The sequence below is a fragment of the Sphingomonas sp. BK580 genome (assembly GCF_014194975.1).
Classification (GTDB): Bacteria; Pseudomonadota; Alphaproteobacteria; order Sphingomonadales; family Sphingomonadaceae; genus Sphingomonas.
Window position 1 is genome coordinate 105,060 of the sequence record NZ_JACIAY010000002.1, and the last position, 14,418, is coordinate 119,477.

Below are 14,418 nucleotides of genomic sequence, written 5' to 3' on the forward strand. Positions count from 1 at the left end.
CTCCCCGCGGGGTGGGTCTCAGCGGCCGCGGTGGGGAGCGATCGGGCGGGTGGTGGAGCTGAGGGGAATCGAACCCCTGACCTCTGCAGTGCGATTGCAGCGCTCTCCCATCTGAGCTACAGCCCCGCCCGCTTCCCCAGCATCGCCGGGGAGCGCCGCCCTTAGCCGGCGCATCCGGGGCATGCAACACGGAATCGCTCCCGCCCGAGAAATCCTGCCGCGATGGCGAGCCGTTGGCCGATCGCGACGAGGCGCCGTTGCGGCAGCGCAACGGTAGGAACGAACCGCCGGGCTGATCCTTATCAGGTTGCTCGCTCGCGACGACGCAACGCGCCGCGCGACGTGTCACGTAGGAGAACCATCATGGGTTACGAACGCAATCCGCGCGGTACCAATTCGCAGGGCGATTACTACGGCCGCAGTGAGGCTCAGGATTACGGCCGCGACTACGGCTCGGGCCGCAACCAGAGCTATTCGAGCGCGCGCGACTATCAGGCCGCCGGCTCGTTCGACCGCGACGACGATGATCGCGGGTCCTACGGTCGCCGCGAGTACGGCAATGCCGGCTACGCCCGCGGCTACCGCGACGAGAACCGCGGTGATCGCAACTACGGTGATCGCAACTACGACGACCGCAGCTACGGCGACCGCGGCTACGGCGAGGGCGGTTTCGGCGGCGGTGATCGCGGCCGCTACGGTGCGCAGCAATACGGCCAGTCGGGCTACGGCCAGGATCGCGACCGCTTCCAGCGGCAGGATTACGGCAACCAGAACTACGGCAACCGCGGCTACGGGCAGCAGGGCCGCGGCTACGGTCAGCAGGGGCAGGGTAGCAGCGAGTATCACGGCAGCTATGCCTCGGACGGGCGGCGCTTCGAAGACGTCGGTTCGCGCCGTCATGCGGACGACGACGACTACCGCGGGCGCCAGCAGGGCGGCCGCGACTATGGCCGGCAGCCGCAGGGCTATGACTATGACGAGCGCGGCTTCCTCGCGCGCGCCGGGGATGAGGTGCGCAGCTGGTTCGGCGATGAGGAGGCCGAGCGCCGCCGCGAGGCCGACAACCGCTACGATGAGCGCTACTACAACCAGCGGAACGACGGCGACCGCGACCGCGACCGCGACGGCGATTACCACAGCTGGCGCTCGAGCCAGATCGCGTCGTTCGACCGCGACTATGACGAGTACCGCCAGGAGAACCGCACCAAGTTCCACAACGAGTTCGCTTCGTGGCGCACCGAGCGCCAGGGCCAGCGGGACTCGCTCGACAAGGTGCAGGAGCACGACGAGGTCGTCGGCTCCGACGGCAGCCATGTCGGCACCGTCGACAAGGTGCGCGGCGATCGCATCCTGCTGACCAAGAACGACGCCGACGCGGGTGGTCAGCACCACTCGATCCCGTCGCGCTGGATCAAGTCGGTCGAGGACAAGAAGGTCACGCTGAGCAAGACCGCGGACGAGGCCAAGCAGCACTGGCGTACCGAGGAGAAGAACCAGGCGATGTTCGGCTACGGCGATCGCGGCAGTGACGGCGACCGCCAGCGCGACAGCGCGCTGAGCAGCGGCACGACCTCGGGCACGAGTGCGACGTCGGGCGGCAGCACGACCGGCGGCGCCACTTCCGGTGCGACGTCGGGGTCGGCGGCCACGGGCGACAGCACCGGGTCGACCAACCTCAACCGCAGCTTCTCGGGCACGTACTGAGCCGAGCTGATCGCATTCGCGGGTCACCGACCCATGCGGTGAGAAACCCCGGGCGGCGACGCCCGGGGTTTCTTCTCGATCTGTGAGGGGGCGGACGGTTCCGGACCGAACAGTCAGGCGCGACGTCGCGGCATCGAACGCGCTCTACTGCATCGCTTTCGAGTCGATCGTCACCTGCTTGCCGAGTGCGCTGCCGAGCGGTCGCTGCTTGCTGATGTCCTCGAACACCTGCTTGGGCGTGGGCAGCGCGGTGAAGGACGGGAAAGTGAGCGTGCGACCGTCGACGTCGCTGAGCGTCACCGCCCAGGTCGACGCCTTGACCAGTCGCTCGCCGGCACGCTGCTGCGCCGCGAACTGCGACGCCACGCTCAGCCGCGTCCAGGCGACCCGACCGGCATCCTGGAGCGCGAGACCAAAGCCGTCGGTCTCGTCCTCGCGGCGATAAGCGGCGAAGCCGTCACCGGGCTCTCCCTCACGGCACCACGGGCGCGTGGAGACTGGTGCGGGCTCGGTCTTCTTCTCCTCCACCGCCATGGCACCGAGGAACGACAGGAGCAGGTCGGTCGTCTCGGGCTTGACCATCTTGGCCTTGCCGTAGGCGAGCGCGGATGGGCAGGCCACGATCGGCGCGGCCGGGTGCGCCGCGGCGTCCTGGGGAAGGCGGAGCGCGGTGACGAAGTCGGTGAGCTGTCGGTCGAGGGTGGCGCTGTTCCCGCGCCCGGTCATGCGCAGCACCATTAGCCACTCGCCCAGCGGCATGACCGCCAGCGCAGTGCTGCGATTGGGGCCGTCGACGATCGCGTAGGTCTGGCGCAATGCCGCCGGGATCGTCCCGCTCGCGACGAAAGCGATCGGCGCCTCGCTCGCCGGTGCGGCGTGACGGAAGAGATCGCGCGTCTCGAGCGCCGCTCGGGCCCGATCGAACCACACTGGTACCTCGGGTAAGGCCGAGTGGAACAGGTATAGCGTGGCGAACGTGGCGTGGTCGGCACTCTCGAACTGAGCGGTGACGTCATGCTCGGTCTCGGTCGAATCGCTGAGCGAGCGGCGAGTCAGGCCGGCGACTTGCGGACGCAGCACGACCCGGGTCTGCGCGTGCATCCAGCCCTTGTCCGCGGGCACCGCCAGTGTGCGCGCCGCGCCCGCCGCGGGGCTCCCGAGAAAGGCCGCCAGCGTCAGCGTCACTCCGACCATCGTCCGCATCGCGCTTCCCCCACGGTCTGCTCCGCCCGCGGTCAGTCTAGCGGCATCGTGAGAGGCGTGACACCACCATCTTCTCCGGATCGGGTCAGGCGGCGAGCGGGCGGCGCGGCTCGATCCGGGTGCTCGCGCGGATGTCGACGACGAAGCGCGACACTTCCTGGGTGAGCGAATCGGCCTCGGTCTCGAGGTTACGCGCGACCGCGGTGATCTCCTCCACCATCGCGGCATTCTGCTGCGTCACGCCGTCGATCTGGTTGAGCGCCACGTCGATCTGATCGAGTCCGCTGGCCTGCGCGCGAGCCGAGCTCGCGATCTCCGCGACGAGACCGCCGATCGCGCCGATCTGCCCGGTGATCCGCTCCAGCGCGGCGCCGGTCTCGTTGACGAGGCGGACGCTGGTATCGACCTGCTCGCCGCTCTGCGTGATGCGCTGGCGCACGTCGGTGGCGGCGTCGGCACAGCGTGCGGCGAGCGCGCGCACCTCGTTGGCGACCACAGCGAAGCCCTTGCCCGCGTCGCCGGCGCGCGCTGCCTCGACTCCAGCGTTGAGCGCGAGCAGGTTGGTCTGGAAGGCGATCGCGTCGATCACGGCGATGATCGCGCCGATCTCGGCCGAGGCCTGCTCCAGCCGCCCCATCGCCGCGACCGCGTCGCGCACGACCGTGCCGCCGCGCTGCGCCTCGTCGTGTACCGTCTCCATCGCCTCATGTGCCTTGAAGGCGCCGTCGGCGGCCTGGCGCATCGTGCCGGCGATCTCGGTCATCGCCGCCGAGGTTTCCTCGAGGCTCGCGGCCTGGTGCTCGGTGCGGCGGGAGAGGTCGTCGGAAGCCTGGCTCAGCTCGGCGGTGTGGCCATGTACCGCCGCGCTGCCGTCGCGGATCGCACCGATCGCGCCGCGGATCTCGTCGAGCGCGTTGTTGTAGTCGGCGCGCAGTCGCTCGTAGCTCTCGGGGAAGGGGCCGTCGATGCGGGCGGTGAGCTGCCCCGCCGCGAGCGCGGCGAGATGGCGCGCGAGCGTCTCGACGACCTCGTGCTGCTCCGCGTCCGCCCGGGCCTTGGCCAGCGCTCCCTCACGAAACACGCTGACCGACTTGGCCATCGTCCCGATCTCGTCGGCGCGGTCGAGCCCGGGTACGCTGACCTGGAGCTGCCCGCGCGCGATCTGCTCCATGGCGCCGCGCATCTCGCCCAGCGGCCGGAACATGCGCCGCGTCACGGCGAGGCAGCTCAGTGCCGCGACGACGGTGACGAGGAGCGCGGCGAGCGCGATGCTGAGCTGCACCTCGTGCAGGTCGGCGAGGAACTGCGCCGCCGGTATGCCGACGTAGAGCACGCCGATGACCTTGCCGTTGGAGTCGGTGATCGGGTCGTAGGCGGTGAAGAAGGCGGTTCCGAGGATGTCGGCCCGGCCGCGATAGGGCTTGCCGTCGCGCAGCACCGTGTCGCGCACCGCCTGGCTGGTGAGCGTGGTGCCGACCGCACGCGAACCGTCGGGATTCTTGACGTTGGTGGCGACGCGCGTGTCACCCCGGAAGATCGTGGCGGTGCCGCCGACCAGCGCTTTGACATGGTCGACCGCGGCATTGTCGCCGTTGAGCGCGTGGCTGCCCATCATCAGCGTGGCGCCGTCGAGCTGGGCGGCGCGGCCGTAGCGGTGCAGCACGTCCCAGGCGACGCGCATGTTCGCTTCCTGGCGCTCGTTGGCGCGCTGCTCGGCGTTGGCGCCGAGGATGGTGGCGGTCACGCCTGCGGTGACGAGGGCGAGCAGGCCGAGCGACAGCACGATCAGCATCGTCACCTTGGCGGACAGGCCCCGCCCCGCCAGCGTCTTCGCCACTGCTCGCATGTACAGACCCGATCTTCGTTCAGCTTAAGGGGGGCGCGCCGGGCGCGCCGATCTTCGCCGTACGTGATCGAAAATACTTAAGATGCGGCTACTAATTTGGGTCAGGAGTGACCCACGGCGAGAAGAACCCCGCTCTTCTTACCGTCATCCCGGACCTGTTCGGGGATCCAGCGCTCCCCTTGGGTCCGGCCGGTGAGTGCGCCGCCCCGTGGATGACGGAAGAAGTTCCGGATGACGGTGGAAGGGGCGGGGCGGACGGCGCCCGCTCAGATCGCCCCCGAGAAGGTGTCGCACTGCGCCGGATCACCGCTCTCCATCCCGCGGCGCAGCCACGACTGACGCTGCGCCGAGGTGCCATGCGTGAAGCTGTCGGGCACGACGCGGCCCTGCGCCTCGCGCTGGAGCGTGTCGTCGCCGATCGCCTGCGCCGCGCGCATGCCTTCCTCGACGTCACCGGGATCGAGCCGCTGCCGGTTCTGCGCCGCCCACACGCCCGCGTAGCAGTCCGCCTGCAGCTCGAGCCGTACCGACAGTGCGTTGCCCTCGCGCTCGCCGCCGCGCGCCTGGGCGCGCTGGACCTGGTCGGAGGTGCCGAGCAGCTTCTGGATATGGTGGCCGAACTCGTGCGCGATCACGTAATATTGCGCGAAGTCCCCCGGTGCCTTGAAGCGGTTGGTCAGCTCGTCGAAGAACTCGGTGTCGAGGTAGATGCCGTTGTCGGTCGGGCAATAGAACGGTCCCATCGCCGACATCGCCTGGCCGCAGCCGGACTGGCCGCTACCGTCGAAGAAGCGCAGCATCGGCGGGCTGAAGCGCTGGCCCTCCTTGGCGAAGATCTGCTCCCAGGTATTCTGGGCGTTGCTGAACGCCTGACAGGTCTCGCGACGCTGCGGCGAGGCATCGCAGATCTGGCGCACGCCGCCGCCTTCCGAGGTGCCGACCTGCGCGGTCGGGGCCGAGGTGCTGCCCCCGCCGCTGAGCAGACCGCCGAGGTTGCCGAGCCCGCCGAACACCGCGAGCAGCAGCAGCACCACGACGATGCCGCCGCAGCCGAAGCGGCTGCCGATGAGCGGCAGCAGCCCCAGCAGCAGCCCGCCGCCGCCGCCCCCGCCGCCCAGCCCGCCGCCGCCGCGCGCCTCGCCGACGTTGATGTCGTTGTCATAATCGTCGAGCCGCATCGATCGGGTCCCCCCAGGCGTTTCGTTGCCGTCGCGGCATGAATGCGTTCAGGGGCGGGCGGGTTGCAAGCGCGGGCCCGCTCACCGATGGGGCGCGCGGAGGAGACGAGCGGATGGTCCTAGCAGGCAAGAGCGCGGTGGTGACGGGGTCGACCTCGGGCATCGGCCTGGCGATCGCGCGCGCGCTCGCCGCCGAAGGTGCTCACGTGATGATCAACGGCTTCGGCGAGGAGGCGGGGATCGCGACGGCGCTCGCCGAGCTCGCGGGAGCGAGCGGCGCCGAGGCACTGCACGACTCCGCCGACATGAGCCGACCCGACGAGATCACGGCGATGATCCAGCGCGCCCATGCCGCCTGGGGTGGCCCCGACATCCTCGTCAACAACGCCGGCATCCAGTTCGTCTCGCCCATCGCCGACTTTCCGGCAGACAAATGGAACGCGATCCTCGCGATCGGGCTGAGCGCCCCTTTTCACGCGATCCGCGCCGCGGTGCCGCACATGCGCGCGCGCGGGTGGGGTCGGATCATCTCGACCGCCTCGGCGCACAGCCTCGTCGCCAGCCCGAACAAATCGGCCTATGTCGCCGCCAAGCACGGCCTCGTCGGCTTGACCAAGACCGTGGCGCTGGAGACCGCGACCGACGGCATCACGGCCAACTGCGTCTCGCCCGGCTATGTCTGGACGCCGTTGGTGGAGCAGCAGATCCCCGCGACGATGGCGGCGCGCGGGCTGACGCGCGAGCAGGTGATCGACGACGTGCTGCTCGCGGCGCAGCCGAGCAAGCAGTTCGTCACGTCGGAGCAGGTCGCCGCGCTCGTCCTGTTCCTGTGCGGCGACGCGGCGAGCGCGATCACAGGCGCGAACCTGTCGGTCGACGGTGGCTGGACCGCGGCGTGAGGCGCGCCACGGCGCTCGCGCTCGCCGCCGCGCTCGTCGGTTGCGGCAACAGCGCGGCGCCGCGACTGGCCCCGCCCGCCGCCGGCAGCGACTGGCGCCGGATCGCCACCCCGACCGACCGCGAGCGGCTGCGCTCCTGGCGGCAGACCTGGCAGCGCGCGCTCGCCGCGGCGCGTCGTGCCGCGCCCGACGCGATCGCGGCGCAGGGTGCGCTGTTCGACTATGATCGCGCGCTCGACCAGCCGATCCCCCCGGCGGGCCGTTACGCGTGCCGCGTGTACAAGCTCGGCGCGCGGCAGCCAGGACAGCTCGACTATGTCGACTATCCTCCCTTCGTCTGCCGCGTCGCGGTCGACGACGGCGCGCTCCGGCTGGAGAAGCTGACGGGCTCGCAGCGACCGACCGGGGTGATCTTCGCCGACAACGGGCTGCGCGCCGTGTTCCTGGGCGTGATGATCCTCGGCGACGAGGCGCGACCCTACCCTTACGGTCGTGAGCCGGCGCGCGACCTGGCGGGCTGGGTCGAGCGGATCGGCCCCGCGCGCTGGCGCGTGACGCTGCCACAGCCGGCCTTCGAGTCGCTGCTCGACGTGGTGGAGCTGGTGCCCGCGGGATAGGGCAGACAAGCATGACGCGGCCGATCCTAGACCGCTACCCCGGGCGTGACCCGGGCCCGATGCCACCGCGTACACCACGGCTCGGGCGCGCGCGGCGGCCTGAACGCGGGGGCGAGCGCATCAGGACGGAATAGGGCCGCATACTCGGTTACGCGACCGCGTGAGCAGCGCCGCTACTCCTTCGGCGCGTCCGCCTTCTCCCCCGGCAGCGTCCCCGGCGTCGACACCGGCGCTTCCACCGGCACCACGCCGTCGAGCGGCGGGTGCTCCGCGAGATAGGTCCTGCCGTCCTGCTCGATCACGCGCACCTGCGCGGCGTTCGCCGTCGCCACGGCCCGAAGGAAGCTCGTCGGCTTCTTCATCAGCTTGGGGAAGTCCACCGTGACCAGACCGGCGCGCCGGGCGGCCTCGCGCACGAAGGTGACGCAGTTGCGCTTGCCGAGATTGTAGGTCGAATCGCCGGTCGTCGCGTCCCACGCGCGCACCAGCGCCAGCACCGCGGCATATTGCGGGTCGCTCAGGGTCACCGCGAAGCGCACCCTGCTCCCCTGCATGTAGCCGAGCTTCGGCCGCTCGATCCGTCCGGCGACGTTGCCGAACAGGATCGCGGGCGTGATCGATCGCGCGGTGAAGCCGTAGCTCGCGTCGACCGGCGCGCCCCCGGCGTCGAGCGTGCCGCGCAGCTGGAAGAAGGCGTGCGGGAAGTAGTTGCCGAAGTCGCGGCTCCAGAAGGTCATCGTCACCGCCGCCTGGGCCGGCGAGGCGGCGAGCGCGAGCAGCAGCGCGGTCAACGCGGTCAGGCGGCGGGCGATCACGCGCGCGCCTCGGCGGGCAGGGCGGCGGCATCCTCGCGTCGCTCCGGTCGAATGTAGATCGAGGAGAGCCGCGGTTCCGCCGCGCGCAGCTGATCCTCTATCGCCTCGATCATCCGCTCGCCCTCGCCCATCGTGAGCGAGTCGTCGAAGTCGGCGCTGATCGCGACGAAGATGCTGTCGGGCGCGGTGTGGATCGTGCGGACATGATTGACGGCGGTGACGCCGCGCTGGCGTTCCACCACCGCGCGCACCGCCGCTACCACCGCGGGGTCGGCGCGCTCGCCGATCAGCAGGCCCTTGCTCTCGCGCGCGAGCAGTATCGCCACCAGCGCCAGGATGCCGCCGATCGCGATCGAGGCGAGTCCGTCGATGCGCGGGTCGGCGTAGGCATGGCTCGCCCACACGCCCGCCGCGGCGATGACGAGTCCGGCCAGCGCGGCCGAGTCTTCGAAGAGCACCATGAAGCCGGGCGGATCCTTCGACTCGCGGATCGCGCGCCACCAGCCGGTCTCACCCTTGGCGGCGGCGAACTCGCGCATGGCGATGAACCACGAGGTGCCCTCCAGCGCGAAGGCGATCGCCAGCACGATATAGTTGAGCAACGGATCGGTGAGGGGCTCGGGCTCGCGCCAGTGTTTCCAGCCCTCGTAGATCGACACGCCCGCGCCCACCGCGAAGATCAGGATCGCCACCACGAACGACCAGAAATACAGTTCGCGCCCGTAGCCGAACGGGTGCGCCGCGTTTGGGGCGCGGCGGGCCTTGCGCTGGCCGTAGAGCAGCAGGATCTGGTTGCCGCTGTCGACCAGCGAGTGAACACCCTCGGTCAGCATCGACGACGAGCCGGAGAGGGCGGCCGCGACGAATTTGGCGACCGCTATGCCGACGTTGGCCGCGAGCGCGCCGTAGAGGACGATATTCTCGCGCACCCGCGCGGCGAGCGTGGCCATGCCGTCTCCTTGAATCCCGCGCGGGACGCGTCGGTGATGCCGCCAACGCGCGAGCGCGACAAGGTGCCGCGTCGCCGCGACGTACGGCGCGATCGTTGCCGTTTCGGAGGCGATGTAAGCGCGCCCTTCATCACTCCCGCGCTACATTCGCGCCTCCGCGGCAGGGCAGCAGGATCTCATGGGAATCACCGTCTACGAGCCGGCGTCAGTGCCGCCCGACGAGCCGGCGCGTGAGCGCCTTGTCGAGGGATCGGGCGCGCTCGGCGTCCGCGACGACGGCGCGCTCCAGTCGCTGGTCGAGGACGTCCGCGAGACGCTGCAGACCCAGGCCGCGGCGGTGTCGATCGTCTACAAGGACTGGCACTACATCATCGCCGGGGCGGGTTACGCCCCCGGTGCCTACAGCCGTCGCACGTCGCTGTGCGGTCACGCCATCCTGTCGCCGGGCGAGGTGTTCCACGTCGCCGACATCGCCGCGGACCAGCGCTTCGCCAGCAACCCTGCGCTGACCGAGCGCGACTCGCTGCGCTTCTACGCCGCGGCACCGCTGCTCGCCGGTGCCGGCCTGCCGCTCGGCACCCTGTGCGTCTTCGACCGGGAGCCGCGCGCGCGCTTCTCCACCAGCGACCGCGGCTATCTGCGCCGCCAGGCCGGCATGGTGGTGGCGCGGCTGGAACGGCTTCAGGCGCGTTGAGGCGGCTCAGCCCTGCTGCGCGGCGCGGTGGTGGCGGATCACCTCGTCGATGATGAAGCGCAGGAACTTCTCGGAGAATTCGGGGTCGAGCTCGGCCTCCTCGCTGAGCCGGCGCAGCCGCGCGATCTGCGCCTCCTCGCGCCCCGGATCAGCCGCGGGCAGGCCCGTCGTCGCCTTGTGCGCGCCGACCGCCTGGGTGATCTTGAAGCGCTCGGCGAGCAGGCAGACCAAGGCGGCATCGATGTTGTCGATGCTCTTGCGGTAGCGTCTCAGGACGTCGTCGGTCATCGCTGGCTCCCTCGCGTGCGCGGTCTCCATGCTGATCGAGATGACGAACAGCAAGCCCGCGCTTGCGTTGCGCGCGTGCGAGCCCCTAAGGGCGAGCGTAGATGAGCGCCACTCTCCACCGTCTCGCCGGCACGTCGCCGTCGCTCGATCCGATGATCGATCTGGTCGCCGAGGACATGGCGGCGGTCAACCGCGTGATCGTCGACCGCATGCGATCGGAGATCCCGCTCATCCCCGAGCTGGCCGGGCATCTGATCGCGGGCGGCGGCAAGCGCCTGCGCCCGATGCTGACGCTCGCGGGGGCTCGGCTGCTGGGCTATGGCGGGACGCGCCACCACCTGCTCGCCGCCGCGGTGGAGTTCATCCATACCGCGACCTTGCTCCACGACGACGTGGTCGACGGGTCCGATCTGCGCCGTGGCAAGCGCACCGCCAACATCATCTGGGGCAATCCCGCCAGCGTGCTGGTCGGCGATTTCCTGTTCTCGCGCTCGTTCGAGCTGATGGTCGAGGGCGGCAGCCTGCGCGCGCTCGAGATCCTGTCGAACGCCAGCGCGGTGATCGCGGAGGGCGAGGTCAACCAGCTCACCGCGGTGCGGCGGATCGATCTGGGCGAGGAGCGTTACCTCGACATCATCGGAGCCAAGACGGCGGCGCTGTTCGCCGCCGCCTGCCGCATCGCCGCGGTGGTCGCCGACCGCGGCGAGACGGAGGAACTGGCGCTCGACTCCTATGGCCGCAACCTCGGCATTGCTTTCCAGCTGGTCGACGACGCCATCGATTACACCAGCGACTCAGGCACGATGGGCAAAGACGCGGGCGACGACTTCCGCGAGGGCAAGATGACGCTGCCGGTGATCCTGGCCTACGCCCGCGGCGGCGAGGACGAGCGTGCCTTCTGGCGCGACGCGGTCTCGGGGCGGCGCGCCGGGGACGAGGAGTTCGCCCAGGCGGTCGCGCTGGTGCGCCAGACCCGCGCCGTGGACGACACCTTCGCGCGCGCGCGCCACTATGGCCAGCTCGCGATCGACTCGCTCGCGCTCTTCCCCGCGAGCGCGGCCAAGGATTCGATGATCGAGGCGGTCGAGTTCGCGGTCGCGCGCGCCTATTGAGCTGCGGCGAAGATCTGGGCGGCGTGATGCGCGCCAGGATAGACGCCACAGACATCGTCCGCTCCCGCTGGTGATCGTCGTGAGCCGGCGCGTCCTCTGACGGCGGTCCGGTGAAAGCCGGCACCGATCAGGTGCGAAACGTCTCATGCTTCGTGCGGCACTGTCCTCCTGCTCGCGCAGGCGCACCGGAGAGGCCGAGAATCTGCGAAACCTACGTTACTGACCGGGCACCCCATCGCCCGATCATGCGTACTCGCGTGACCTCTCTCGTCGTCGCGGCGAGGCGAACCAGCCGCAGGGTGGTGGATGGGCACGGACGCCCTCGTGGCGTCGACCCCGGGAAGCCGGACGCTCCTCCATCGTCCAGCGGCCGTCAGCCGCCGAAGGCAGGGGAGCGGATCGGGAGGAACGGGACATGACGCTACGCGGGTTCGCCACACTCTACGGGGCCGTCTTCCTCCTCGCCGGGATCGCCGGCTTCATCCCCGGCCTCTCGCCCGAGCACACGCATCCTGGCGTCGCGGTCGCGGGCGCGTCGCGGCTGGCCCTGGGCCTCTTTCCCGTCAACGTGCTCCACAATCTCGTCCACCTGCTGTTCGGCCTGTGGGGCCTGGCGGCGGCGCGCGGCGAGGCGGCGGCGCGGCTCTACGCCAGAGCAGTGGCGGTCATCTACGCCGTACTGACGATCGCCGGGCTGGTGCCGGGCGCCGATACCTTGTTCGGGCTGGTCCCGCTCTACGGCAACGACATCTGGCTTCACGCGCTGCTCGCCGCCATCGCCGGTTACGCCGGCTTCGTGGCGCGGCCGTCCGTCCGGCCCGCGGCGCAGTGACGATCACGCGAGCAGGAGCCTACCGCACCATGTCCGCCGCCACGCTTCAGGACGTGCTTGCCCTTCCTGCGGACGTGCCCGGCGTCAGCGCCTATGTGCTCGGTCTGCGGGCCGAGCTCCGCGGCGGCGCGATGCGACGGCTCGCGAGCGAGGCACTCGGCGACCTGTCGATCGAGCTGCTGCAGGGCGCCGACTCGATCTGGCTGGTGGTGCGGCGCGATGGCGGGCGGGGCGGTGTCGCCCTGCGTGCCGCCTATACGCCCGACGGCGGTTTCGACGCGCGGCTGATCACCCCCATGCCCGGCGAAGTGCTGCGACTCGAGGCGGACAGTGTCATCGGTCGCCACGTCGTGGCGGTGCGCGTCACCCAGGCCGACCTTCACCGCCTGCAGCTACAGGCCTGGCTCACCCCGCGCGCACCGCTGCTGGTACCCTTTCACCCGCGCGACCTCTACGTGCTCGATGGCCGCGACGACCCGCTCGGCGCCGAGGGCCGGGTCGAGGCGGCGCAGCGCGGCGTCAACGGCGGCCTGCTCTACCTGCGCTTCGATGCGCCCAGCTTCGGCAGCCTGCTGTACCTGCAGAACCTGACCGAGCTGAACGACTATTTCGCCGCCACACAGACCGTACCGGACGCCGCGGTCGGCGGCGAGTGGCCCGAGCTCGGCTATTTGCCGCCCACCCCGCCGCAGAGCGGTACGCCGCCGACTCATCCGCTGCCCGCGGGCGAGGAGGTCCGGCTGTCCGACGCGATCCTGGTCTTCCGCGACCACGCTTACGACGACGAGCTGGAGATGGCGCGCCAGTTTCTGCAGATGCTCGGCACCGCGTACCAGGCGCTGCCGCTGCCGCGCACCGACTATCGCGACTGGCTCTGGCGCGCCGAGCGGACGCTGCGCGACCTCGAGACCGCGCCGCAGGCCACCGTGCGCCACTATGGCCACCGCTACGTCATGCCCTATCCCGGCGGTGAATATCCCGATGTGATGGTGCAGCTTTCGGTGCTCGCGGCGGTGCACGATCATGGCCGCTGGGCGGGTGCGCCGCTGCCGCTCGAGGACGAGCTGCGCCGCGGCCTGCCGCGCTTCTACGACGCCGAGCTGGGCACGATCCGCCGCTACCTGCCCAACGTCGGCGACGACAAGGACGCCGACGCGGTCGACAGTTGGTACCTCTATCACCCGATGCTCAACCTCGCGCGGTTGGCGCTCGACGGCGACGCGCTGGCACGGGACCTGCTGCTCAAGTCGGTCGACTATGGCATCCGCGCCGCGCACCATTTCCGCTACGTCTGGCCGATCATGTACGACGTGCGCGACTTCAGTGTGAAGACGCGCGCGCGCAACGACGACCGCTTCGGTCAGACCGACGTCGGCGGGCTCTACGCCTATGTCATGCTGCAATGCTACGCGCTGACCGGCGAGCAGCGCTTCCTCGACGAGGCGCGCGCCGCGATCGACGCCGCGGTCGGCATGCGCTTCAACCTCGAGTATCAGGCCAATCTCACCGCCTGGGGCGCGGCCGCGTGCATGCGGCTGTGGCGCATCACCGACGACGGCCGCTATCTCGCGCAGAGCTACGTCTATCTCGCCAGCTTCTTCCACAATTGCGAGTTGTGGGAGTCGGACGTCGGGCACGCGCGCCACTATCGCACCTTCCTCGGGGCGACCTGTCTCCACGACGCGCCTTATATGGCGATCTACGAGTGTTTCGACAGCTTCGTCGCCTTCGAGGCGTATCTCGCCGACAGCGGACCCGATCTGGAGCCGGCGGCGCGTATGCTGATCAGCGAATATTGCAAATACGCGCTCGATCGCGCCTGGTTCTATTATCCGGACGTGCTGCCCGCCGAGGTGATCGCCGGGCCACCACACCAGAGCGGCGTCATCGTGCCGAAGCTCTCCTTCCCTTTGGAGGACCTCTACGGCGACGGCCAGCCCGCGGGGCAGGTGGGGCAGGAGATCTACGGCTGCGGCGCCGCGATGGTGTTCGCGTCGCGCTCGCAGCACGTCGTCGAGGGCGCGCCGTTCCGACTCTTCTGCAACCTGTTCGTCCGCGCGATCGAGCGCACCGGCGATCGCGCGCTGACGTTGCAGCTCGACGGCGGCGAGACCTGCCACGCCGATCTCGCGTTGGTACGGGTCAAGCGCCGCACCCTGCCCAAAGCCGTGCTGACCACCGCGGGGGGCGACCAGCTCCGCCCGGTCGCCACCTCGAAGGACCGGGTCGACTATCGCGTACCCGCGAGCGGCCGACTGATCCTCACCTGGAGCGAATAGC

Annotated in this window: 13 protein-coding genes and 1 tRNA gene; 7 read left to right on the plus strand and 7 right to left on the minus strand. The window is 70.2% G+C overall.

Annotation, left to right across the window (positions count from 1 at the left end; genetic code table 11):
- Nucleotides 1-50 precede the first annotated feature (50 nt).
- A tRNA-Ala gene (locus FHY05_RS03710) sits at nt 51-126 on the minus strand.
- Between the two features lie 237 nt (nt 127-363).
- Here FHY05_RS03710 and FHY05_RS03715 point away from each other — a divergent pair.
- On the plus strand, nt 364-1,704 hold the full coding sequence (locus FHY05_RS03715) for a DUF2171 domain-containing protein (protein WP_183943072.1): 1,341 nt from the start codon (nt 364-366) through the stop codon (nt 1,702-1,704).
- A gap of 144 nt (nt 1,705-1,848) precedes the next feature.
- Here FHY05_RS03715 and FHY05_RS03720 read toward each other — a convergent pair whose 3' ends face one another.
- The 3 genes from FHY05_RS03720 to FHY05_RS03730 form a co-directional block, all read right to left on the minus strand.
- A complete protein-coding gene (locus FHY05_RS03720; RefSeq protein WP_183943073.1) occupies nt 1,849-2,907 on the minus strand; it encodes a hypothetical protein in 1,059 nt (352 codons plus the stop codon).
- A gap of 85 nt (nt 2,908-2,992) precedes the next feature.
- Nucleotides 2,993-4,744 (minus strand): methyl-accepting chemotaxis protein, encoded by a 1,752-nt coding sequence (locus FHY05_RS03725; protein WP_183943074.1) that lies wholly within the window; start codon nt 4,742-4,744, stop codon nt 2,993-2,995.
- 275 nt (nt 4,745-5,019) lie between these two features.
- On the minus strand, nt 5,020-5,931 hold the full coding sequence (locus FHY05_RS03730; protein WP_183943075.1) for a neutral zinc metallopeptidase: 912 nt from the start codon (nt 5,929-5,931) through the stop codon (nt 5,020-5,022).
- A gap of 113 nt (nt 5,932-6,044) precedes the next feature.
- Here FHY05_RS03730 and FHY05_RS03735 point away from each other — a divergent pair, with 113 nt between their 5' ends.
- A complete protein-coding gene (locus FHY05_RS03735) occupies nt 6,045-6,830 on the plus strand; it encodes a 3-hydroxybutyrate dehydrogenase (protein ID WP_183943076.1) in 786 nt (261 codons plus the stop codon).
- A complete protein-coding gene (locus tag FHY05_RS03740) occupies nt 6,827-7,447 on the plus strand; it encodes a DUF4893 domain-containing protein (protein WP_311732364.1) in 621 nt (206 codons plus the stop codon). Before FHY05_RS03735 ends, FHY05_RS03740 begins: the two co-directional genes overlap by 4 nt.
- Before the next feature lie 173 nt (nt 7,448-7,620).
- On the opposite strand, the gene FHY05_RS03745 is transcribed toward FHY05_RS03740, so the two are convergent.
- A complete protein-coding gene (locus FHY05_RS03745; RefSeq protein WP_183943077.1) occupies nt 7,621-8,262 on the minus strand; it encodes a hypothetical protein in 642 nt (213 codons plus the stop codon).
- A complete protein-coding gene (locus FHY05_RS03750; protein ID WP_183943078.1) occupies nt 8,259-9,212 on the minus strand; it encodes a cation diffusion facilitator family transporter in 954 nt (317 codons plus the stop codon). The genes FHY05_RS03745 and FHY05_RS03750 overlap by 4 nt, the downstream gene beginning before the upstream one ends.
- A 178-nt stretch (nt 9,213-9,390) precedes the next feature.
- Between FHY05_RS03750 and FHY05_RS03755 the strand changes: the two genes are divergently transcribed.
- Nucleotides 9,391-9,906, plus strand: coding sequence for a GAF domain-containing protein (locus tag FHY05_RS03755; protein ID WP_183943079.1), 516 nt, complete (start codon nt 9,391-9,393; stop codon nt 9,904-9,906).
- Nucleotides 9,907-9,912: 6 nt separating this feature from the next.
- Here the strand turns inward: FHY05_RS03755 and FHY05_RS03760 are convergent, their stop codons facing one another.
- Nucleotides 9,913-10,194: a chorismate mutase gene (locus FHY05_RS03760; RefSeq protein ID WP_183943080.1), complete on the minus strand. Its 282-nt coding sequence runs from the start codon at nt 10,192-10,194 to the stop codon at nt 9,913-9,915.
- Between the two features lie 101 nt (nt 10,195-10,295).
- On the opposite strand from FHY05_RS03760, the gene FHY05_RS03765 reads away from it, so the two are divergent.
- From FHY05_RS03765 to FHY05_RS03775, 3 genes are all read left to right on the plus strand, one after another.
- On the plus strand, nt 10,296-11,306 hold the full coding sequence (locus FHY05_RS03765; RefSeq protein ID WP_183943081.1) for a polyprenyl synthetase family protein: 1,011 nt from the start codon (nt 10,296-10,298) through the stop codon (nt 11,304-11,306).
- Nucleotides 11,307-11,721: 415 nt separating this feature from the next.
- Complete coding sequence (locus FHY05_RS03770; protein WP_183943082.1) at nt 11,722-12,138, plus strand: DUF4383 domain-containing protein; 417 nt, start codon at nt 11,722-11,724, stop codon at nt 12,136-12,138.
- Nucleotides 12,139-12,167: 29 nt separating this feature from the next.
- Entirely contained in the window at nt 12,168-14,417 is a 2,250-nt protein-coding gene (locus FHY05_RS03775; protein WP_183943083.1) for a hypothetical protein, read from the plus strand.
- Nucleotide 14,418: the final 1 nt, after the last annotated feature.

Coding starts and splice junctions, on each gene's coding strand:
- FHY05_RS03715 (WP_183943072.1), top strand. CDS start 364: ATGGGTTACGAACGCAATCCGCGCGGTACCAATTCGCAGGGCGATTAC.
- FHY05_RS03720 (WP_183943073.1), bottom strand. CDS start 2,907: ATGCGGACGATGGTCGGAGTGACGCTGACGCTGGCGGCCTTTCTCGGG.
- FHY05_RS03730 (WP_183943075.1), bottom strand. CDS start 5,931: ATGCGGCTCGACGATTATGACAACGACATCAACGTCGGCGAGGCGCGC.
- FHY05_RS03735 (WP_183943076.1), top strand. CDS start 6,045: ATGGTCCTAGCAGGCAAGAGCGCGGTGGTGACGGGGTCGACCTCGGGC.
- FHY05_RS03750 (WP_183943078.1), bottom strand. CDS start 9,212: ATGGCCACGCTCGCCGCGCGGGTGCGCGAGAATATCGTCCTCTACGGC.
- FHY05_RS03755 (WP_183943079.1), top strand. CDS start 9,391: ATGGGAATCACCGTCTACGAGCCGGCGTCAGTGCCGCCCGACGAGCCG.
- FHY05_RS03760 (WP_183943080.1), bottom strand. CDS start 10,194: ATGACCGACGACGTCCTGAGACGCTACCGCAAGAGCATCGACAACATC.
- FHY05_RS03765 (WP_183943081.1), top strand. CDS start 10,296: ATGAGCGCCACTCTCCACCGTCTCGCCGGCACGTCGCCGTCGCTCGAT.
- FHY05_RS03770 (WP_183943082.1), top strand. CDS start 11,722: ATGACGCTACGCGGGTTCGCCACACTCTACGGGGCCGTCTTCCTCCTC.
- FHY05_RS03775 (WP_183943083.1), top strand. CDS start 12,168: ATGTCCGCCGCCACGCTTCAGGACGTGCTTGCCCTTCCTGCGGACGTG.